Consider the following 22,345-nt stretch of genomic DNA (forward strand, 5'->3'; position numbering starts at 1 on the left):
TCATCACGCATTCGGTACGAGTATCTGGGTAGCCCGGCAACGCTTCATTCAAAACGGGGCTAGTACCGCCGCACAGTGATTATGACTCTTTGGCTTGAGGCGGACGGACGACAACGGGCTCGGGATAGGCTCGGCCCATTTTGGCGCGGGCTTTATCGGTCGTGAACATCGATTTGATGCGGGCCTTCGCGGCGTTGCGCTGTCGTTCCCAGGCGGCGATCTCGGATTTGAGCTGCTGCTGGGTCGCGATGCGCCGGTCCAGGCACTGGCTGCGCAGCACTCCGATCTCGATCTAACCATGTTGAGCCAACTGGCGTGCTTGGGGACGAAGTGGAACTCCAGCCGGCGCAGCACGCGACGCGCCTCGCAAGCGGGAAAGGCTTGGTAGAGCGCGCCGGCCGAGTGCGTCGATAGATTGTCCAGGACGACCCGAATCCGCTCGGCCTTGGGGAAGTGAACGTCGGTGAGCTCCCGCATGCAGGTGGCGAAGTCGACGGCAGCCCGGTTGTCGGTTACTTTGACCTTGCGCCAGGGCCGATGCACGTCGAGGAACATGAACAGGTTGGCCGTGCCATTGCGCTTGTACTCGCAGTCATAGCGCTCGAGCTGGCCCGGCTCGGCAGGGATCGGCAGGCGGACCCGCCGATGAGCTGCGTCGGGCTCTCGTCGAAGCAGACCACCGGGCGTATTGGATCGGGAGCCTCGGCGTAGAGGTCGAGCACGTCCTCCATCCGGGCGACGTATTCGCCATCCACCTGCGGAATGCACCATATGTCCTTGCGCCACGGCTTGAGGTCGTTTTCGGCCAGCGGCGGCGCACCGTCTCGCGGGAGATGTTGCCGTGCTCGGTGAGCCTGACCAATTCACCCGCCAACAGCTCCAGCGTCCAGCGGACGCGGCCCGCGGGTGGACTCGAACAGGCCGTCGCGATCAAGAGGGCTTCGTCTTTGCCAGACAGTTTGCGGCTTGCGCCGGGGCGCGGCTCTTCGCTCAGTGCTGCTTCCAGGTTGCCGAGCACAAAGCGCCGCTTGGTCCGATAGATCGTGGACTCACCAACGCCAACGTTGGTTGCGATCGCCTCGTCGCTGGCCCCTCCGTCGGCGGCCAGTAAAATTTGCGCCCGCTTGAGCTTGCGCGCCGAATGCTTCCCACCACTGAGAAGCGCCGTCAGTTCGCTGCGCTCGGCTTGGCTGAGTTCAACCCGATAGCGTACATTCATCTGTGCCTCCTCGTCGCTGGAGGCCCGGATGAACAGCTGAATCGGATGGCCGGCGTGAGTCGCCCTGCAAAAACCTTTACGCCCAAGCAGGGTCAGTATCTGGCGTTTATCCACCTCTACACCCGCCTGCATCGCCGGCCTCCGGCCGAAACCGACATGCAGGAATATTGTCGCGTCAGCCCACCTTCCGTTCACCAGATGGTGCTAACGCTGGAGCGGGGCGGGTTCATCAGAAGGCCCTCGTTCCTTTCGACAAAATCAGAAATCGTAGAGGGAAGCTCGCGCATCTGCAGATCGCACGACGGCGCAGTTCACAGGCAACGTCTTCGGAAACATCTTCCGACCAGCGCTCGGAAGTATTGAAGGCGGCGACGCGAATGGGGTGCTATATTGGCCGGTCAATAGATCTTGAATGACCGTGTCGAGATCGGTGGCTTCGTAGTCGGCTTCGCGCCAGGCGCGGCCTAATCGACCGAAATCATCCGCGACCAAGGAGACCGTCTCATCGTTGTCGATCGGGATTATCGACGGTGTCCAACTAGACCTACGCATTATGAACTCCACGCAATACGGAATTAAATTTACCTGACCTGAATCGTTCCGGCGGGAAGAACAGGAACCCGACACATAATTGGCTTGCTTTAGGCGGTCCAAGTGCGATCTCCGCACTGCAGGCATTCAAATATATGAATGACGACTCCGCTTTCAGATTCCATGATCGTTTTGAGGAGAGTGAGCCTTCCTGCGCAGAAGCGGCACTCATGGTTTGATTGGTCGCGAACAGTGGCAATCTTCTCAGCTCGAAACAGCTCCATGGCGGGCCCCCCAACCCCCCACGTAAAGGGGTAGGTATCGGTTTCGGAGCCTTACGGCGCCGTAGTCATACGGGAGGACCATCCCAGCGGTGTGAGAGGCTGGGGCCATCATATTCCCCATGCGCCAGTGCGGCTTATCAAGACCGAAACGGCCCCAGCGCGGAGGCTGGGGGTCTGCGTGCCGGAGCCGTCCCCCTTTCGCGCCCTATCCGAGCGCAGAATCTACACTATTGGCGAAATTTGAGCCGGTCCGGCCTATTTTTGTCATGCCCGGAACTCTGGCGGGGTAATCCCTTCGACGGATAAGCCTAGTGGAATTTGACGCCGATCAAGTGTTCCGTTCGCCAAATCACCGTGCATCCGCACCTCAAGCGATCAGCAATGATCAGAAGTGAAAATTGCGCCGGGATGCCCAGTGGATTGACCACCTCCAGCGACGCCCCAGTGTCGGACTGGTTACGAATGAGGCAGGCGATCGTGCGCCCGTTGTATTCGATGGTTGCTGACTTCAAAACGCTTCATTCCAGCTCGGCAATAGCTTGTCACGTTATCACAATTCGAACGCATGGACGGTCACAAATGTTAATGCATCGAGAGTTTGTGATCAGGCAAACAGCTCAGCGCCTGACGGCGTAAAGGTTACGAACGGGACGGCGAGTTCTCGGAGTTAGAGAGGATCAATCCGTCCTCCCAGAATGAAAAGCGCACTGTTCGCAATTGAATTTAATGAGTTTGTGCGCCGAAATCTTTCAGCGCCTTCTCTTAGCTTTCGTTCCACTCCCGGGGGTAATTATACAGGTCCCGACTCATGCGCTGGACGTACTCGGCGAAGTCAGACCCGCCGTCGAGGACAGGCCAGCCTAGAAGCCGTGCGTACCTGCTGCGTACCGGTTCTCCTGACCTGTCGACGACGGTTATCTTCGGGCACTGCTTGAAGGAACGCTGGGTGGCGGCGGCGCGCAGCAGCATAGCCACAACCCACATGTCGTCGATTGGCAGCGAGTAGCCGACGAACACCCATTCGTCGGCCAAGGCAAGCGCGCTCTGGGCGTTGATCCAAACCTGCTTAAGTTGCGCGATCCGATACGTCTTCAGTAGCGTCGGTGACACGAGGACCGCCTCGAGTTCGGCCTGCAAACTTGAATCTTTTTTAGGGGCACAAACATGGCATCGAACATAGTAGGGCCGCTTGCCCCGGATCGGCGCTGTATTCTGCCGGCGATTCGCATAGACCAAGCTGCAGCGTGGGCAGAACAGCCAATTGAGCGAGCCATGGAGCTTGTGCAGCGGCAGCACCGGTGCTTCGGCGTTATCTGGCTTTTCGGCCGCATCGACATACGTCATCGGACGGGCGCCGTAGTCGACGTCGCGATTGAGGGATTGGATCGCGAAATCCAACAGCGTGTCCCAGTTGGTCGTGATGAGCTTGTCCGTTGGTTGGAGGGCGGCAACGAAATTAGCATAGAGGGAGCTCGTGGCGGGCCCTCTGCCGAAAGCGGCCACGACTGATGAAAGCAGCTCCTGACGCACCCGGGCCAGTTCGTTCCCGCTGAGGTCGTATCCCTTTGTCGGGCCTCCGCGGGACGCTTTGCGGACGATGCTTTGACCGAAGCTGGTTCCTTCGCTGATGGCAACATCCAAAGCACCGAGGACGAACATGAAGTCCGGATCGGCCGGTGCGCTTCCGGATACTTTCTTTTGCGGGCCGGCTTCCCTAAGCGCCATCGCCCTGAATTGGGCCTCCCCGACGCCGAACGCCAAGTTCAGGAAGGCGTAGAGCCGGTTCTCGGTGATCGGCCGGCTCCGAGTTCTGCTCCGTTCGAGCGCGCGCGCGGCTGCCGCTGGCATGAAGTCGCCTATGAGGGGAGCCCCAGCCGCCGCGGAGGCTCCAGATCCGAGGAAGAATACCCGGCTCATAGCTGCTCCCCCACTTTAGGACTTCCAATACAAGCGCAAGTCCGGCAACGGCATCGGACTTTCGCCGGATAGTAACGCGGTGTCCGCTCCTATTACCAATGCTCTGAAAACTTTCGCCGCACCAGTGCTCGCCGTTTGAAATCCTGCGCGTGCAGCGGTTGCGCCTTTCCTACACTCGCTTCGGTTGCGACGAACCGAACTTTGAGCTACATTGCCGTTCTTCAGCCAACCTTAACTGACGCAAGACAGTTTTAAGTATTCGATATTGATGCAGCGCCGGGCATCTCAGGGTTGATTACCTGGCCGGAGTTTTTGTGATGCAGCGCATTCTAGTAAAGGCTGCGCCGGGTTTTTCCGCACCGCAGCTTACCTTCGGCGCTTCAGCGGTGACGTTTGCGGCCACCCGCCTGTTCCGAAGCATCGACTCGCAGCCGGCGCTTGGCGCGGCCGGCGGCGAGGTCTGGCACATCCTGACGCCGCCGCCCGGATTTGCCGAGGCAAACGTCTGGGACGTTTGTCACTCGCTGATGCAACAGGGGCTTGGCGTCGCAGGCAGCCCAGCCCCCACATTCGCCGAGCCTGACCTCGAGCAGAAGTGGGTCGCGGGTAAGTCTACTGAGGGCGGGCAGTCGCTGACGCAGTCATGCGAGAGTACGGATACGCAAAGCTCCGACTTCCCCCGCGACAATGACAATTATTGGTTTCGGTCCGGATCCCACTCCCAGTTTGACAGCGCGATCACAGAAATCGGCGGGCCGCAGGTAGCGTCGAAAGTTCGTATTGCGCATTTCGACACCGGATACGACCCAAATCACCACACACTACCAAAACGGTTGCGTCGCGATATCGGGCGTAACTTCGTAGATGATGACAATCCGAACGATGCGAGTGACCAGACCAGCGGACTTCTCACCAATCTCGGTCACGGCACCGGCACGCTCAGCATCCTTGCCGGCACCGCATTACCGGGACAACCACTGTTGGGCGGAGCGCCGTTTGCAGAAATCGTCCCGGTTCGGGTCGCCAATCGGGTGGTGTTGTTCAGCAACAGTTCGATCGCGCGCGCATTCGACTATGTGCACGGGATGAACGCCAACGGCGCCAATCATGTCGACATCATTAGCATGAGCATGGGCGGGCTGGCGTCGCAAGCCTGGGCCGACGCCGTGAATGCGCTATACGAGCAGGGCGTCTTCATCGTCACCGCGGCCGGCAACAACTTTGGTAATCTCCCGACCCACAATATCGTCTATCCCGCGCGGTTCAACCGTGTCGTCGCCGCCTGCGGTGTGATGGCGAATGGCAAGCCCTACGCTGATCTCGACATTCGCCTGATGGCCGGCAACTACGGGCCCGACAGCAAAATGTTGACCGCGGTCGCGGCACCCACACCCAACGTGCCGTGGGCGCGATTCGGGTGCGGGAATATCGTCGATTTCGATGGCCAGGGAACTTCAGCCGCGACGCCGCAGGTTGCTGCCGCCGCGGCCATCTGGCTGCAAAAGAACCGCGGCGCTGTCGATGCCTATCCGCAGGGATGGATGCGCGTCGAAGCGATCCGCAGCGCGCTTTTCGAAAGCGCCAAGCGGAATGAACAGGAAGTCAAGCGCCTCGGGCGCGGCAAATTGCGCGCCAGTGAAGCACTCGCCGAAGTTCCCGGGTCCGCTTCGACCCTTCGCCAAACCGCCCCTGACACCGTCTCGTTCCCCATCCTGCAGATCCTGACCGGCCTCGGTATCCAGGCGATGCCGGATTCTCCGCAACAACGGATGCTGGAACTGGAGGCTTTGCAGCTTTCGCAAAACACCGACATCGAAAGCATCATCCCGGCCGATCCGGCTGATGCGTCGCCGGCCGATTTGCGGCGTCTTGCGGAGGCGCTGGTCGCGCATCCGCGCGCATCGAATGCGCTCCGGCAGGCTTTGGGCGGAGCGGCTGCAAGCGTCCCCGTTGGAAGCCCGACGCCGCCGAAACCCTTGGGTAATGCGGTTCTCACTGCTCAACTTGAGCACGCGAAGCATCCGCGTCCGCCGAAGCCGGCAATCCGGCCGTTGCGAGTCTATGCCTACGACCCATCGCTGGGCGCGAAGCTTGAAACGCTCGGCATCAACGAAGCCACACTGGAGGTCCACTGGGAGGACGAGCTCAAGCAGGGTCCGATTGGCGAATATATCGAGGTGATCGACGTCGATCCCGCAAGCCAATGCTGCTATGCTCCGGTCGACCTGAACCATCCGCATATTCTGACGAGATCGGGCCTGACGCCCTCGGAAGCCAATCCGCAGTTCCATCAGCAGATGGCGTATGCGGTGGCGATGAAGACCATCGAGTATTTCGAGAAAGCGCTGGGCCGCGTCGCGCTCTGGGCACCGCGCGAGATCGTGGTGCCGCAGAAAAAGCAGGCTTCTGAAACTGAGAAATCCCCAGACGCGGAGCCCACCAAAAAACTGGAATACGTAAGGCGGTTGCGAATCTATCCGCACGCGCTGCGCGCAAAGAACGCTTATTATAGTCCGGAACACAAAGCACTCTTGTTTGGCTACTTCAGCGCATCCGGCTCCGCAGCAGAAGGCCTGATGCAAGGCAGCGTGATCTTCACGGCAGTTTCGCATGACGTGATCGCTCATGAGACGACGCACGCCTTACTCGACGGCGTGCATCGTCGCTTTCGCGAGGCGACCAATCCGGACGTATTCGCGTTCCACGAGGCGTTTGCCGACATCGTCGCGATATTCCAGCACTTCACCCTTCCGGAGGCGCTAAGCCACCAGATCAAGGCCACACGCGGCGACCTCGAACAGCAGAATCTGCTCGGGCAACTTGCGGTCCAATTCGGCGAGGCGACCGGGCGTTATGGCGCGTTGCGCGACTATATCGGCGAAACCAAAAAGCCGAAGGAGGGTAGCGGCGAAAAGGAAAAATGGGTTCGCCGCGAGCCGAAGCAGAGCGACTACGACGACGCAATGGCAACGGGAGACCCTCACGCCATCGGCGCGGTCATGGTCGCCGCGGTGTTTGACGCCTTTCTTCAGATCTATAAGCGACGAACGGCCGACCTCGTGCGCCTTGCCACCGGCGGCACCGGCGTTCTGCCCGACGGAGCGATCTCGACCGACCTGATCAACCGCCTGGCGCGGGAGGCGAGCAAGGTCGCTGGCCAAATCCTGAATATATGCATACGCGCATTGGACTATTGTCCGCCGATCGATATCGTCTTAGGCGAATATTTGCGCGCCTTGATCACGGCTGATACTGATCTCGTGCCCTATGACAGGCTCGGTTACCGCATCGCTTTCATCGAGGCGTTTCGTAACCGGGGAATCTACCCGCGTGACGTGAAACATCTTTCGCCCGGCAGCCTGATCTGGGAGCCGCCGCCCTTGCCTTTACGGCAGGTGAAGGTGCAGGAGGTTCTCGAGAAAATGTCGACCGACTGGGATTTGAAAAGCGAGCGCAAGGAAGCCTACGATCTGTCGAACGAGAACGCCCGCGTTTTGTGGCACTGGCTGATGGATAAGACAGCCGTCAGCGACGACGAACTGGCAGCTCTCGGCCTTGTCCGAATTCCTGAACCCATGCCGTACAAGATCGGCAGCCAGGATGGCTCCCTGCGCAGGATCGAGGTTCATTCGGTACGGCCGGTACGACGGGTGGGCCCCGACGGCAACATTCGCTCGGACCTAGTTGTCGAAATAACGCAGAGCTTCCGGCCAAAAGGAATGCCGCGGACGCGATTCCGCGGCGGCTGCACGTTGATCATCGACCTCGCGACGGCAGAAGTCCGGTACATGGTACGCAAGAAAGTCGACAGTGCCTGGCGCTTTGCCAATCAGATGAAATTCGCCGCCGATACCAGCGATGGTTTGCATGGCAATTACTTTGTGGACCCGACCAACGCCCGCGAACCCTTCGCTTTGATGCATCACGTGCACGGATAGGAGAAGTTCGTTGGCGCGCACGGCAAAGAAAAAGGTGGCCAGGAAATCCGCGCCGAAGCGGCCGCGGCGCGGAACGCACGCGGCTCATGTCGCAGTAGCTGGAGCAGTGATGTCGGCTTCAGGCTACCGGGCCAAAGTCAGAATGTATCGCCAGGGACTAGGCGATTGTTTCCTAATCTCGCTACCGCGCACCGACGGCAGCAAGCGGCCGTTCTACGTGATGATCGACTGCGGTGTCGTTCTGGGTACGCCCGATCCTGGCACGATCATGAATCAGGTGATGGACAATATCGTAGAAGTCACCGACGGGGAGATCGATCTGTTGATCGCGACCCACGAGCATTGGGACCATCTCTCCGGCTTCGTTCAGGCCGGGCAGTCTTTTGAAAGACTAAAGGTCGGACAGGTTTGGCTGGCGTGGACTGAAAACCCCGACGACGAGTTGACCAAGAAATTGAAAAAGGAGAAGGGCCTGGCGCTTTCCGCCCTACGCATGGGGCTGAGCCAGATGCAAATGGCAGGGGATCTGGACGGCGTCGCTGAGCTCAGCGGAATTCTGGAGTTCTTCGGCTTAGCAAAAGGACCAACGACCGCAGACGCGCTCAGCAAGGTCCGAGCAAAGACGGCCAAGCCACGCTATTGCCTTCCGACCGAACCGCCGGTCCAGCCCGCGGGGACCAATGCACGGTTCTACGTGCTTGGACCGCCTCATGACGAGAAAATGCTGCGCAAGATCAACCCGTCGGCTAGCCACAAAGAAACCTATGGTCTGGCTCTTGATAGTTTTCCGCTGTTCATGGACGGTGCGGGTACCGCGTTGGGCAATGCCGACACCAACCGTCCGTTCGATCAGCAATTTGAGATTCCCTTCAATTACGCGCAATCGGCGCCTGAACTCGATTTCTTCAGGCAGAACTACTGGCAGCCAAGCGACGCTGCACCCGATGCATGGCGCCGCATCGATAGCGATTGGCTCGGCGGTGCATCGGATCTGGCGTTACAGCTCGACAGCCTGACCAACAATACCAGTCTCGTGATCGCTATCGAATTGCCCGGCGGCGACGTCTTATTGTTCGCTGCCGATGCGCAAGTGGGCAACTGGCTGTCCTGGCAGGACCGCTCGTGGACGGTGGACGGCAAAACCGTCACCGGGCCGGACCTGCTCAAGAACGCGATCCTCTACAAGGTCGGTCACCATGGCAGCCACAACGCAACCCTTAAAACGCAGGGCCTCGAAGAAATGCAGCGACTCCGGGTCGCGATGATTTCGGTCGACCATGAGATAGCGGTCAAGAAACGTTGGGGAAAAATGCCGCTCGCCGAGCTCGTCGCCGCGCTTAACGAACGCGCGAAGGACGTGGTCCTCCGCGTCGACCAGCCAAAGCCCAAGACGCAAGCGAACGTCATCGAGGACAAGCTATTTTTTGAGGTCACATTCTAACGGTCAGCCGGGCGACACGCGGTGGTCCCTCAACTTTCCCGAGACGCTAGCTCGGCCGATCAAGCCACCGCGCGAATTCATGCATTCGCCGGTTTCCTACGCGCCGGCCAGCTTCCGCTACACCGGACGATATTGCCGAGAAGCAGCGGCAATCAGTGATCGGCTTCGATTACAGTTGAACCGGGTCTTTTTGACTCGCTTGATCGTGGGAAGCCTGCAAGCGAATCCGGGCGGAGTCTGACCTAAGTTTGCACTTACTTGGAAAACTGCCTTTCCGGTTCGGGTTCGCAAAGAGCATCCCAAAACAGGTCGAGAGGGATAGATAGGCCCGCATTAACCGGCATAGTACCGTAGGCCGTCATTGACGCATAAAATGGCTTAATCCAATTAGCAAGCACATCGAACGTTCGGTCATAAGCTGGAAGTAATTTCAGATCGAGCGCGGGTTTGATTTCGTTGATCGCATCGGGCTCGCAAACGTCTACTACGAAGCGCCCCGTGCCCTTCCGGTCTGCCACGCTCTCAATCCGTGATTGGTGCAGTCTCGCACCGTTAAGCTAGCACCACTTGAAGCGAGCACCCCGATGTCCATCATTCGTAAATCTTGCTCACGCGTATCTAGCAACCGATCGGAATTACATACGTCTGGGAGCATCAGGGCTGCTGCCTGCCTCTCGACGCGAGAATTAGACGCCCAGGTTCTAGGAAGGCAAATCAGTTCGAACGGTCGAGCCCCGTGGAGGGCTGGTCCGTCGAAGCGTCGAACGTCCCAATGAATGGCCTTTCTATATTCCGCGAAAGAGTTGAAGAATTCCTCCTCGCTACCCACGGACAATTTAAGGTCCGTGGATATGCCGCCAAATTCATGGTCGCTCTGAGCCAATTTCCACCCGCAAAGCTGTCCGTTCAGAATAGTTCCGCAACCAAAAGGCGAGGGCAAGCGGCGATAGCACCGAAATGCACGAGAATCGAGTGTCGCTGGTCCCGCTTTAGCTTCCGTTTCCCCCAATGGGTATCCTTGCGATCGGGATAGAACACCCGCTCGACATGACGGTTCAGCGCTCGCATGACGCCAATCCGCGCCATCATCGTGGGCCCGCCCAGTTCAATAACCAGCATCAGCGCTTCAATCGCGGCCTGCCACTCCGGCGCCGCGCCTTTCTTCGGAAGTCCCGTTATGTAGTCGGCAGCGTCTCGAAGGGTGGTAAGGGACCGGCCGTCTGGCAATGATATGGGATCGTCAAACTCTCTCGACCAATCCTTGTCAGCCACTGGACGCTTTCTTAGCGGAGCGGCACTAGAATTTGATCGGCGATTTTCGATCGAACGACAGAATCTCATTGAACCTTGCCGGGCCATAGCGCCTGCCGTCAGCGTCCGTGATGTGCACGCCCCATCCTGTTTTATGAAGGCTATTCGCTTTAGCTACCGTCAGCGTCGGGCTGGTGTTCTGCGTTTCAACCCATTCGCCATCCTTCGATGCATGAACGGTAAATAATTCCATTTTTTCCTCAAGGAATTGTCGCAAGGGTCCTAGCTGACGCCCTTGCTGTAATTAATAACTTCAGACCAATTCGGCCGCGGATCGACCCAGCCAACTGAGCCGCACTGCGTGCACTTGAAATGCGCGCAGATATCGTACCAGCTCCAGTCCGGGAGTCTATCCAGTGGCACTACGGCATAGTGCCAGCAGCGGGGGCGGGGGTCCCGATCGGGCGGCCCAACACAGTAGACCAGGATCGTCCTGAAGCCCTCCGCGTTCATGTCGGTGGGGCGGCCAGTGGCCCAGTAGCGAAGTGGGGAGTTGGGTTTGCGGCGCCAAGGCATGCCACATTGGAGCGCCACAAAGGCGAGGCTGCAAATTTTCAACTCGTTGTGGATTGGAACGCAGCGAAGCTACAGAGTGTCGTGGGTGTGGAGAACCGCTATCGCGAATGCGCAGTTCAAGCGCTGTGCGGGGCGTCGGGCTCCGATGCCGTATCTGCCGCGGCAACTTCGGCGGACCGAGTCCGGGCCTTCAAATCGGATAATCTTCGGTCAATGGCCTTTGTCGACCGTTTGAGAGCCGCGGCAATCGAAATTGAAGATCGGCCGGCCGCGCGTAATTCAAGCAACCGGCGATCATCTTCTTCTGTCCAAGCCCTTTTCTTTTTTCTCGGCATTTCCGTCATCAACCTGCTTTGCGCTTGGAGGCGGGCTTGGCTGACTTGGATTTCTTGGCGGCCCTTGCCGGTTTTTCCGCTGGTGTACGCTGGCCGCCTTTGATGCTTGCCCGGAGGGCATCCATTAGGTTGTAGACATTGCTGGGCGCCGTCTTTTTGGCCGCCTCGATAGGTTGGCCCTTTTGTTTCTTCTCCAGCAATTCCTGCAAAGCCGCTTCGTAATGATCCTCGAACTTCGCAGGTTCGAAGTGGCCAGCTTTCGTTTCCACGATGTGCTTGGCGAGATCGAGCATATCCTTGGTGATCTTGACGTCCTGAATGTCGTCAAAATATTCGGCTGCATCGCGGACTTCGTAGGGGTAGCGCAGCAACATGCCCATCAATCCCTTGTCGCGTGCTTCGAGTGCGATGACATGTTCGCGGTTGGTAAGAACGACACGGCCGATGGCGACCTGATCGAGCGAACGTATGGTTTCGCGGATCACGGCGTAAGCATCGTGGCCGGCGTTGCCGTCCGGAACGATGTAGTAGGGGCGGACGAGATACAGATCATCGATCTCAGTGCGCGGTACGAACTCGTCGATCTCAATGGTGCGGGTGGATTCGAGCGCGATGTTCTCCAACTCATCCTTGGTAACTTCGAGATAGCGGTCCTTGTCGATCTGATAGCCTTTGATGATGTCGTCGTTAGACACCTCTTCGCCGGTGTCGGCGTCGACCTTGAGGTACCGAATCCGGTGCCCGGTCTTCTTATTGATCTGGTTGAAACTGATCTTCTCGGATTCCGAGGTCGCGGGAAACAATGCGATTGGGCATGTCACGAGCGACAGCCGCAGAAAGCCCTTCCAATTGGCGCGCGGGGCCATGAACTCAAACTCCACCTAATACTGAAGAATAGGCTCAATATAGGCGGCAGAGGAGGAATTTGGAGTCCTGATCAACAGTCCGGACAGCTATCGCCTATCGATCGCATGATCTCGTCCATCGCAGCGATACAAGCTTCAGGCGTGGCTCCCGGGAACGGGTTCCGCCAGGCCTCCTCACGGGCTCGGTTCCAAGCGTGGGGATCCGAACGGTCGCGTCGGTGACCGTGGTGCTCGCATTCGGTCACCGCGTGCTGCTCGATGAGAATCCCCAAAGCCCATCCCTCCAGGGATTGATAGGCAGGCCGACCAGCCGGCACGCTTGTCTTGCGCTTTGAGGAAGTCTTCATGGCGGCGGTCCCGAATCAAACTGACAGAGACAATTATATCATTCGGGGAAAGCATCCTGAGGAGAGCTTGTGCTTTGCCCGTTGTTCACACCCTTGGGCGTCACTCACCGGCAACGCTATTGCTCGTCTTTTTCCAATTTTTCCTGGAACATAACCTATGTAAATGTGGGAACACCGGCCATTCCTATGCTCATCAAGCCGGGGAGGCGCCGTATTCAATTTCGTAATTTTTGACCCGGGGCCGCCGATCATATTATCGGCGGCCTTTTGCTAAGAGCGCCTATGATCCGTCACGAGGTTCCGTTCGCGGTCCCGCTGATCTATGGCTCCTTCCGCTGAATTACTATTCAAGATGTTCGTCTAAAAGGAAAAAGGCGCCAAATTTATTTCCGGCTTTTCGGCGCTGACATGATCGCACGCGCATTGAAGCTTTGGGGGAGGCCGGAAGTTTTTTAGTCGCGCGGATCCGAAATGGTTAGAGCGAACTCGTCGACTGTGTACACGCGGCCGTCCGCGATGATAGTAACAAAAGCCATGCCTTGATCAAACAGGTCCCTTGCCGCCTTCAAGGCATCCAAGCGCGTCTCCTTGATGACCTTCAAGACGCCTTCCGGCGCACGTGGTTTTCCCTGAACGATGAACACGACCTTCCCCAAACTGTCACCCGGGTCGAGCCTAACCGCCTGAAAGGGACAGGACAGTGGCAGAAAAATCATACCGGTAAGGCGCTACAGCCGGTGGATAACGTACATCGACTAATATTTGTTATAGCAACCGGGCGACGGCGGACTTTGGCGGCCCTTTCTTTCGCCCGATTTCTGTCACCATCTTTCGAGTGTTTGATCTATGGGGAGAATTGACGTGGCAATAGGTACAGTGAAGTGGCTTAGCGCGACAAAGGGCTATGGATTTATTCAGCCCGATACTGGCGGCAAGGACGTGTTCGTCCATATCTCGGCCGTCGAAAGAGCAGGTCTGAGCAATCTGAATGAGGGCGCGAAGGTAAGCTACGAAGTCGTAGTCAACCGCGGGAAAGAATCCGCCGAAAACCTCAGGGTAGGTTGATCGTCGTACTCATCCAAATAGGACCGCCGATCGCGCTGGCGGCCACACCTGAAAACGGCCCCAGCACTCTGCGAGGAGGCAGCTGGAGCCGTCATTCCAATTCCAATACGCCGGGGGGTTCATGGCCGGCGCGGCGCTTTAACTCGCTCAACGTCCACTCGTTCCCATGCGAGCCGGCTCAAACGTCGGCCTGATATCGGCGGCTAATTAGGACACTCGTGCTGACAGGTGTCCCACGTTATTGCCAATTTTTCCCGGTAAAAAGATCTCCGCTCTGTGGGCGCCTAAGGAGACGGAGCGGTCCCGGGCTACCAGTCCCACCGGGATCGCTCCTTTGGGAGCTTCTACAGTTTCCTAGAATTTGCCAGTCGATCGCAAGCGCCAAGCCGCTCAATTGGTACGATGAGAAGGCAGACAGCCCTCATAGCTTAAGGCGCTCGCCGAAGTCCGGCTAAGGCCATGCGTTGTGATGCCCGCTTGGCCTTCGTCTTGTGGGAAGTCTCGGCGAGGAACGAGCGGCTTCATGTGGACTTGAATCGGGTGGCCAGTCTTTCCAAGCTGGTCTGGCACGGTCCCGCCGATATGCCCCAAGCCCCCAGAAGGTGGGGCCGTGCTCCAACTCGGAGAAATGTAATGCCAGAACCGAGCAAACAAGAGATCGACGCGCGAGCGTACCAACTTTGGGAAAAAGCCGGCCGGCCCGAAGGTCGGGAAGATGAGTTTTGGCACTTGGCTCAACAAGAGCTGCGCAATGAGGACAAATCCTCGCCAACGCGGACCCCTGACGCGCTGTAACGCAAATCGGGGAACCTACAGCGACCCGAGCACCTGCCAGATGATCGCCAGCACCAAGAATACCAACATCGCGTAAGGGTCCTGCGGCCGATGCGGTTCACTCCAGAACGTCATACTCAAAGGCGACGCCTTCAAACCATTTTCCCGCGGCGTCCGTGGTGGCGAGGGCCGGACTGGCGCATTTCCCCAAGAGTGATTTTCTGCCGGCGCTGCATTCAGTCTCGGCCGCCGGAAACTGGGTGATTGGCCAAGCTTTTCATAGCCGACCTTTCCTCGTTCAAGCGCCTTTCGATAAACCCACGCTCAAGGTCCGAAAGATCGGTCTCAAGCAGCCGCCGATATCGAGTGATGTTATTATCATGTGCGCGCAGACGGGCGACCTTCTCTTCACCTGAAATAGGATAAAGGAAACAGCTTGGAGTCAAAATAAGTACCACCGCCATTCATCGCGCCCAATTCTGCCAAGAATCAGACCCGCTTGAACAGGCCATTCCGCGGGTAATCCGTAGTGGTAAGGTCCGGCGTATGTTGCCTGGAAGTATCATGCGTCGGGCAGCCTATTCACTCCAAACGCGGTCGCCGCACTGCCCGCATTCAAATATATGAATGACGTCTCCGCTTTCACATTCCATGATCGTTTTGAGGAGACTGAGCCTTCCCCCGCAGAAACGGCAGTCATGGTTTGATTGGTCCTGAACGGTGGCAATCTTCTCAGCTCGAAATAGCTCCATGGCGGCCCCCCCACAAAGGGTAGGGTACGGAGCACCGGTTTCGTCAGGCGTAATTGGGCAACGATTGATGTTACCAACAGTCCAGGCGATCACCGTCGCGATCTATCCGCAATCTTACGGGGCCGATGTGTCATCGAACTTAATGCGTGTCTACTTTAATGAACGCGTTTTATCACCCAACGGATATTGCGCTCGCCCGGCCGGTTGCCGCTTTTTGTTGAGCTATGCGCAGGCTCAAACAGCGCTCGGGATTGGCGCCGCCGTGGCCGCAGACTTGGCCGGCATCTGATGCAATCTTGATAAAACGTTAATCTCAGGTTGCTACGCATGGCCCAATCGCGGAAACCCGCCCAAGCCCCCGCGAGAGTACGAAACCCGCCGATCTCAACCCGGCGGGTTTCTACATGGCGCCCAACTCTGACAAGAATCAGCCGCAGTCTGAACAGGCCATTCCGGTGGGTGACCCGATGGTAAGGCCCGGCGCGTGTCATGCGGAACGGTCGCACGCCGGGCCGCCCTTGATCACATGAGGCCGCCTCAGTTGCGGCATTAAACTAGGGATGTTTAGCATTTTCGCGGCCCTTTGGTGGGCTTGCGGACACGTCTTTGGCCTCTTCTTCGGCTAGGAGTTTCCGAATGATGGCTCGTTTGTCCTCATTCTTTTCCTCCTCAAGAAGCCGCCGGTAGCGACGGATATTCTCGTTGTGAATGAAGCGTTCCATGGCGTGTACCCCGATACTCACTCACTGGACACCCAAGCTAAACAGTCATTCGGCGAAAGTTCAAATCACGATAAATACGACCCCCGTTAGGGGCAATTACTCACCCCGCGCGCATTCCTGCGCAGTGTCAGCTTGGCAGCGTCCTTCGCAGGGACGGACTTCCGGGTGGACTGCCGGGCCATTTTCACGTCCCTCCTTTCTTTCTATTGATCATGAGAAACCTTCTATCACCCTGGCATCGTTGACAACGATTTCTCAATCGTAAGAAAGAGACGGAAAGGGAAACGGGATGACGAAGGAAGCAAAGCGGAGCGGCCGCCCGATGAAAGCCCCGGCCCGGGGCAAGCGGGTGTCACTTGGTCTCAAGGTGACCGCAGACGTCAAGCGAAAGATAGTTTCGGCTGCACGGGCCTCTGGTCGCACGCAGTCGCAAGAGGCAGAGGCCTTGATAGAGCGGGCGTTAACTTACGATTCCATGTTGGAAGCGATGCGGACAACCATGGCTGAGATCGCGCAGGGCAACGTCGAAGACGCATTTCGAAACCTCGGATACGGCACCATTCACTCCCCGTACGGCGACGTTTGGGTGCCGCCTGGCTATCCGACGGAGCGGAGCGGCTTTATCGATCAGGAGGACGGCAATGAAGGGGACCGTTAGACAGCGCTCGCCGGGCAGCTACAACATTGTCATCTATCTCGGCAGAGACCCGATGACCAAAAAGAAAAAAATGGCACACCAGCACATTTCGCGGCACGAAACGTGTACGGGTTTGAGGCCGCAATCAGGCTACCGCTGGCATGTTTTGGCGGTTGTAAATGGAGTAGAGGGACCAACCTCTGCTGAAACCATTGCCAGTACACGAGCGGCGCCTACTCCTTGCAGTACACCGGGTTCGTGCCCGATCAACAGATAATGACGTGCCGTAGCTGTCGAGTGGAAGGGGCGCCGGCTGCAGCCTATTGAATCACCAAACCATCGGACCATAAGTTACCGGTGAGGTAACCCCGCTTGATGGTGTTATGGTTCAATAGGTACACAGGCCACATCAAGTCCGAGCGTAATAACCGCGAATTCACGACTCGCTATCACATCGGCGGAGGAGGCGTTGAAGTCGGACTATCCCGGTCGTTACGACCCGCGGTGAATTGTGCTTCGTCGCCGCCCGTGGCACCGAAACGCGGCCGGGAAGCCTCGCCAAGTGCTTCGAGCCGCTGAAAGCGGCCGTAATACCTCTTAATGTGTCAACGCCTGAAAACATAGCGCTTCTTCTGCGAGGGATGGAGCGTGTAACATGTCAGAGCCGGCAGTGGCATGGCGAGAAGGCGGCAGATAGATCGCCGGCCTGAATATGGGGGACGAGAAGGGAGTGGCTGCCATGACAAGCGACCACAAAATTGCTGCGCCTTTTGATCCGATCGTCTTGGCAGAACGATTTCAGACGCTGGCTACCAAAAGCCAGGCTGCAGTACAGGGATTCCTCGTAGACCGGCCAGACGTCGCCAATATCGGAATGGGCGATCCGGCCAAGATCGGTCAAGCCTTCTTTGAGCTGACAATCAACCTCATGGCCGATCCGCGACCGATCGCACGCGCGCAGATCGATGTTTGGGAACAGAGCGTCAGCCTGTGGGCGCGGACATTGCGACATCTGCTCGGCGGCGATCCCCGGCCGGTAAGCGCAACGGACAAACGCTTCAAACACCCCGAATGGGTCGAGAACGCTATATTTAGCTACATCCGAGACAGTTATCTACTTACCGCTCGCGCAATCCTCTCTACCGTCCAAGGCGTAAAGGGGCTTGATGAGGAGACATCCAGGAAGGTCGAATTTTATACGAAGCAATTCGTCGATGCACTGTCGCCGTCGAATTTCGCGGCGACAAACCCTGAAGTGTTATCGAAGACGATCGAGACCGGCGGTGAGAACTTGCTCAGCGGCCTGACGAATTTGCTCAACGATCTGCAGCGCGGAAAGGGCCGCCTAAGCGTTACCATGACGGATATGAATGCGTTCCGCCTCGGCGAAAATATTGCGACGACGCCGGGCAAGGTCGTTTTCCAGAACGAGATGATCCAACTCATTCAGTACACGCCGATAACAGAGCAGGTACATAAAACGCCCCTGTTGATCATTCCGCCATGGATCAACAAATTCTACGTTCTCGATCTCCAGCCAAAGAATTCGTTCATCCGCTGGTGTGTCGAACAGGGGCACACGGTGTTCGTCATCTCCTGGATCAATCCGGACGCACATCTGCGAGACAAGAGCTTCGAGCACTACATGCTTGAGGGCGCCATCGCGGCGATGGCAGCAGTCGGGAAAGCAACTGGCGAGCGTGCAGTGAATTGCGTCGGATATTGTCTTGGCGGAACGCTGCTCGCATCGACGCTCGCTTATCTGGCAGCGAAAGGCGACGATCGTGTCCAGAGCGCGACCTACTTCGTCACGCTCGTCGACTTCGTGGAGTCCGGCGACATGTCGGTGTTTATCGATACCGAGCAACTCGCGGCGCTCGAAGCGCGCATGAACGAGAAGGGCTACCTTGATGCGCAGGACATGGCGACGTCGTTCAATATGTTACGCGCCAACGATCTCATCTGGTCGTTCGTCGTCGGCAACTACCTACTCGGCAAGGAGCCGGTCCCATTTGATCTCTTGTATTGGAATTCAGACGCGACGCGCATGCCTGCGGCCATGCACTCGTTCTACCTGCGCAACATGTATCAGGAGAACAATCTGGCCAAACCTGGAGGCCTCACTCTCGCCGGCACGTCAATCGATCTGCGGAAAATTACGACGCCGACATTTATTCTGGGTACGAAGGAAGATCATATCGCACCCTGGAAATCAGCTTATCGGGCAACGCAACTCTATGGTGGTCCGGTTGAGTTTGTACTCTCAGCGTCCGGCCACATGGCCGGAGTGATTAGTGCACCCGGTTCGAAATATGGCCACTGGACGAATTCGTCGAATCCCGCGACGGCCGACGAATGGTTCAAAACTGCGACGGAGCGCCGGAGTTCGTGGTGGCCCCACTGGAACGAGTGGGTGACGCCGTTCTCAGGTGGACAAGTCGCTGCCCGGATGCCTGGCGAGGGCCTGTCGGTCATCGAAGACGCGCCGGGATCCTATGTAAGGGTTCGCTCCGACGCATAGTCCCAAACGCAGACATTTGCCAGACGGCGTGCGATGACCATCGCCGATGGCATCATCAAACCCCCTGAAGGGTTACCCGGTGAGGGCATGGCGTATGGGCAACGACCACGTGAGACCTTGCAATTTGAAACCCCAGCAGAGAGAGACTTAACGCCTGTGTTGCGTCGACCGGTTGAGCCGGCAAGACAAGGGCGGACATCTATATTCCATAACCGTTGATTGGCGAAGATCAGCTCTTCAGCCGCAGGCCATGCCGAGGTCGATCTACGAAAGAAGCCGACCAGGTCCGACGGTCGGGTGCATCCGGGGCTGACCCTACGCGGATGTTCTCTACTTTCTGCCGACGGACGACAACTGGCGGTCTTTTTTCTGCCCTGACAGGAAAGCGACAGCGCGACGATGATCAGGGTCCGGGGAACCCATGGTTTTCGTGCAGGGGCGCCCTCCGACCTTCGCACGTGGGACCCAACCTGCACCCCTTGGAGAAGTCCGGCGCATGTGCAACCTTACTGACCAAGGGTGCTTCCCGACGCTTACCCCGCCAAGATCGGCCCTTAGTCTAAAATCGAGAAATGCCTGATCTTGTTGGCGCACCCGACACGATTCGAACGTGGGACCTTTGCCTTCGGAGGGCAACAGGTGGTCGGCTTTTGGACGGCCCGCCATGGTGGGCACCACGTTGAATTGGGAAAATGTGTGCTTGGACGTAGGCTCAAGCCATTCCCGGATTTGCTTGGGTCACAAGGCGCGGCGGGGGTGTGTGGGCTTTACGTATCGACTCACGCCAGAAATGTGAAAGATAGACTCGAAAGTTACTCACGCTTATTGAAGAGACGCTTGAGGAGATAATCGCGGATTCTTGCGGTAGTTTACCGCAGTGCATCATTCCCGGCTAGAAACTGGCTGGTTCGGGAGGCGTCTTCGGAGGCATCATCCAGCCGGTGAGGCCGAGCCTGATCGTACCGAAGATCGGAATATATCGCCAGGACCGAGGGGGACACGATGTCCAGAATAGCCAGGCTGAGTATTATCTTCGCAAGCGCGCTTTTCGTTGGCGCGCCGGTTGCGACTGCGCAGGCGAAGGACAAGGTCAAGGTTGGCTTCATCGGGCCGTTGACCGGGGGCGTTTCAGCCAATGGGCTCGGCGGTCGCAATTCGGCCGATCTTGCCGTCAAATTGCGCAACGCGCACGCGAAGACGAAATACGAATACGAGCTCGTCGTGCTCGACGACGAATGCAAGCCGAACGTGGCCGTGCAGGTCGCCACCAAGATGGCGGCGGACAAGGAAATCGTCGCCGCGGCCACGCATTATTGCTCCGCCACCGCGATCGCTACGGTCGATGTTTATCACAAATTCGGCTTTCCGATCATCGTGTGGGGCGCGGTGCTGCCAGACATCACCTACCGCGCCAAGTATGCGGAGGTGCATCGCGTTAACGGGACCATGATCAATCAGAACGACGCCAATGCCGAGCTCATCTCCAAGATCGGTTTCAAGAATGTCGCGGTGATCCACGACACGACGGATTACGGCAAGGGTCACAACGAGTATTTCAGCAAGGCTTTCGCCAAGCTGGGCGGCAAGATCGTCGGCACGTTCGGCGTCACTGCCGACCAGCAGGACTTCACTGCCGAACTGACACAGATCAAGGCGCTCAATCCTGAGGTCATCTATTTCGGCGGACTTACGCCCATCGGCGTGCGCATCCGCTCGCAGATGGACAAGCTTGGTATCAAGGCCGTGTTCGACGGCACCTCGGGCATCGTGTCGGATGCTTTTATCCAGGGCCTCGGACCGCTTGCCGAAGGGTCGCTGGCGTTCCGTGAAGGCGCGCCGACTGAGAAGCTGCCGGGCGGCAAGTTCTTCATGGAGAACTATGCCGCGCAGAAATACGACAACCCGCCCGAAGCTTACGGCGCCTTCTCTTTTGCCGCCATGGACCTGATCCTCGACTCGATCGAAAAGGTCGGCCCGGATCGTAAGAAGGTCATCCAGGAATTGGCCAACGTAAAAGAGCGCGACTCTATCGTCGGAAAGGTCACGTTCGACGACCACGGCCAGAACACCGTGGCCGTGATCACTAAATACGTGGTCCAGGACGGCAAGTTCGTGGAGTGGGACGACAGCGAATACGCCACGGGCAAGCGCAAGCTCCCCGGACAGAAATAGGGAACAGGCAGGACGGGCGGCACCAGCATTTCGGTCCCGCTTCGCCTTCCCACCGCGCGCAGGATTAAAGACATGGATGTGGGGCTACTCGCCCAATACGTCATGAACGGTCTCATGCTCGGCATGATGTATACGCTCGTCGCGGTCGGCTTCACGCTGTTCTTCGGTGTGCTCGACATCATCAAGTTTTCCCACGGCGACGTGCTGACGGTCGGCGCCTTCACGGCGCTGGCGACCTATATCGGGCTGCGCTCGGCTGGGGTTAGTTCCACTCCTCTGTTGCTGCTTGCGATGCTCGTCGTCGCGATCCTCGCCATGGCCGCGCTCGGCATGTTAATCGCGCGCTATCTGGTCATGCCGCTGCGCTCGGCGCCGGCGCTCAATACGCTGCTGATCACGTTGATGCTCGGCACGGTGCTGCGCGAATTGGTTCGGCTGTTCTATCCCCAAGGCGCCAACCCGAAGCCGTTCCCGGCATTGCTTCCGACTGCTTCAATCAACCTCGGTCAGTTCAACCTGCGGCTCGACAACGCCCTGATGCTCGCGGCCGGCGGGCTGGCGATTGTCGGGTTGCAGCTTCTGCTCAACAGGACCAAGCTCGGCCTCGCCATCCGCGCAGTCGCGCAGGACGAAGAAACCGCTCGCACCATGGGGGTGAATTTCACCGCCGTCGTGCTCATAACCTTCGCGATCGGATCGGCGCTCGCGGCCTATGCCGGCATCATGAACGGCCTCTACTACAACGAAATCAATTTTGGCATGGGGCTTTATCTTGGCGTGATCGGCTTCGCCGCCGCGATCATCGGCGGGCTCGGCAGTATTTACGGCGCCATCCTCGGCGGCTTTTTATTCGCGGCATTGCAGACCATTGGCACCGTCGCGCTGCCGTTCGCCAGCGCCTACAAGGACGTGTTTGCCTTCACCGTCGTGATTGCGTTGATCGCATGGCGCCCGACCGGACTGATCCAGGAAAAAATTAGCGAGCGGGTCTGAGCGC

General features: G+C 58.0%; 17 protein-coding genes and 1 pseudogene. 9 read left to right on the forward strand and 9 right to left on the reverse strand.

Translation table 11 applies throughout. The features are described from left to right. Positions 1-79: 79 nt before the first annotated feature. From JQ624_RS30625 to JQ624_RS30635, 3 genes and pseudogenes are all read right to left on the reverse strand, one after another. A pseudogene (locus tag JQ624_RS30625) lies at positions 80-1,219 on the reverse strand (IS630 family transposase). Between the two features lie 1,123 nt (positions 1,220-2,342). Beyond that, positions 2,343-2,546 (reverse strand): PilZ domain-containing protein, encoded by a 204-nt coding sequence (locus JQ624_RS30630; RefSeq protein ID WP_212422637.1) that lies wholly within the window; start codon positions 2,544-2,546, stop codon positions 2,343-2,345. Between the two features lie 250 nt (positions 2,547-2,796). Beyond that, positions 2,797-3,882 (reverse strand): SIR2 family protein, encoded by a 1,086-nt coding sequence (locus JQ624_RS30635; protein WP_212422638.1) that lies wholly within the window; start codon positions 3,880-3,882, stop codon positions 2,797-2,799. Between the two features lie 386 nt (positions 3,883-4,268). Here JQ624_RS30635 and JQ624_RS30640 point away from each other — a divergent pair, with 386 nt between their 5' ends. Next, entirely contained in the window at positions 4,269-7,889 is a 3,621-nt protein-coding gene (locus JQ624_RS30640) for a S8 family serine peptidase (protein ID WP_212422661.1), read from the forward strand. Between the two features lie 10 nt (positions 7,890-7,899). Then, complete coding sequence (locus JQ624_RS30645) at positions 7,900-9,330, forward strand: hypothetical protein (protein ID WP_212422639.1); 1,431 nt, start codon at positions 7,900-7,902, stop codon at positions 9,328-9,330. Positions 9,331-9,584: 254 nt separating this feature from the next. Here JQ624_RS30645 and JQ624_RS30650 read toward each other — a convergent pair whose 3' ends face one another. From JQ624_RS30650 to JQ624_RS30670, 5 genes are all read right to left on the reverse strand, one after another. Then, positions 9,585-9,848, reverse strand: coding sequence for a hypothetical protein (locus JQ624_RS30650; protein ID WP_212422640.1), 264 nt, complete (start codon positions 9,846-9,848; stop codon positions 9,585-9,587). A 388-nt stretch (positions 9,849-10,236) separates the two neighbouring features. Next, entirely contained in the window at positions 10,237-10,602 is a 366-nt protein-coding gene (locus tag JQ624_RS30655; protein ID WP_249130192.1) for a hypothetical protein, read from the reverse strand. A gap of 25 nt (positions 10,603-10,627) precedes the next feature. Further along, the gene (locus JQ624_RS30660) at positions 10,628-10,834 is read right to left on the reverse strand and encodes a hypothetical protein (RefSeq protein ID WP_212422641.1); all 207 of its coding nucleotides are present in this window, start codon (positions 10,832-10,834) and stop codon (positions 10,628-10,630) included. Between the two features lie 666 nt (positions 10,835-11,500). Then, positions 11,501-12,358, reverse strand: a complete 858-nt coding sequence (locus tag JQ624_RS30665) for a Ku protein (RefSeq protein ID WP_212422642.1) — start codon at positions 12,356-12,358, stop codon at positions 11,501-11,503. 799 nt (positions 12,359-13,157) lie between these two features. Beyond that, positions 13,158-13,349: a hypothetical protein gene (locus JQ624_RS30670; protein WP_212422643.1), complete on the reverse strand. Its 192-nt coding sequence runs from the start codon at positions 13,347-13,349 to the stop codon at positions 13,158-13,160. A gap of 217 nt (positions 13,350-13,566) precedes the next feature. On the opposite strand from JQ624_RS30670, the gene JQ624_RS30675 reads away from it, so the two are divergent. The 3 genes from JQ624_RS30675 to JQ624_RS30685 all read left to right on the forward strand — a co-directional run bounded on the left by JQ624_RS30675 (position 13,567) and on the right by JQ624_RS30685 (position 15,585). Further along, on the forward strand, positions 13,567-13,770 hold the full coding sequence (locus JQ624_RS30675; protein WP_409334391.1) for a cold-shock protein: 204 nt from the start codon (positions 13,567-13,569) through the stop codon (positions 13,768-13,770). 633 nt (positions 13,771-14,403) lie between these two features. Then, a complete protein-coding gene (locus JQ624_RS30680; protein ID WP_212422645.1) occupies positions 14,404-14,565 on the forward strand; it encodes a DUF2934 domain-containing protein in 162 nt (53 codons plus the stop codon). A 798-nt stretch (positions 14,566-15,363) separates the two neighbouring features. Next, positions 15,364-15,585, forward strand: a complete 222-nt coding sequence (locus JQ624_RS30685; RefSeq protein ID WP_212422646.1) for a hypothetical protein — start codon at positions 15,364-15,366, stop codon at positions 15,583-15,585. A 265-nt stretch (positions 15,586-15,850) separates the two neighbouring features. Here JQ624_RS30685 and JQ624_RS30690 read toward each other — a convergent pair whose 3' ends face one another. Continuing rightward, positions 15,851-16,018, reverse strand: coding sequence for a hypothetical protein (locus JQ624_RS30690; protein ID WP_212422647.1), 168 nt, complete (start codon positions 16,016-16,018; stop codon positions 15,851-15,853). 289 nt (positions 16,019-16,307) lie between these two features. Here JQ624_RS30690 and JQ624_RS30695 point away from each other — a divergent pair, with 289 nt between their 5' ends. The 4 genes from JQ624_RS30695 to JQ624_RS30710 all read left to right on the forward strand — a co-directional run bounded on the left by JQ624_RS30695 (position 16,308) and on the right by JQ624_RS30710 (position 22,341). Continuing rightward, positions 16,308-16,676: a hypothetical protein gene (locus JQ624_RS30695; RefSeq protein WP_212422648.1), complete on the forward strand. Its 369-nt coding sequence runs from the start codon at positions 16,308-16,310 to the stop codon at positions 16,674-16,676. A gap of 718 nt (positions 16,677-17,394) precedes the next feature. Beyond that, complete coding sequence (locus JQ624_RS30700; RefSeq protein WP_212422649.1) at positions 17,395-19,176, forward strand: alpha/beta hydrolase; 1,782 nt, start codon at positions 17,395-17,397, stop codon at positions 19,174-19,176. Between the two features lie 1,002 nt (positions 19,177-20,178). Beyond that, positions 20,179-21,348: a branched-chain amino acid ABC transporter substrate-binding protein gene (locus tag JQ624_RS30705; RefSeq protein ID WP_212422650.1), complete on the forward strand. Its 1,170-nt coding sequence runs from the start codon at positions 20,179-20,181 to the stop codon at positions 21,346-21,348. 72 nt (positions 21,349-21,420) lie between these two features. After that, the gene (locus JQ624_RS30710; protein WP_212422651.1) at positions 21,421-22,341 is read left to right on the forward strand and encodes a branched-chain amino acid ABC transporter permease; all 921 of its coding nucleotides are present in this window, start codon (positions 21,421-21,423) and stop codon (positions 22,339-22,341) included. Positions 22,342-22,345 lie beyond the last annotated feature (4 nt).

Origin of the sequence: Bradyrhizobium sp. AUGA SZCCT0283 (assembly GCF_018130385.1) — a bacterium.
Lineage (GTDB): Bacteria > Pseudomonadota > Alphaproteobacteria > Rhizobiales > Xanthobacteraceae > Bradyrhizobium.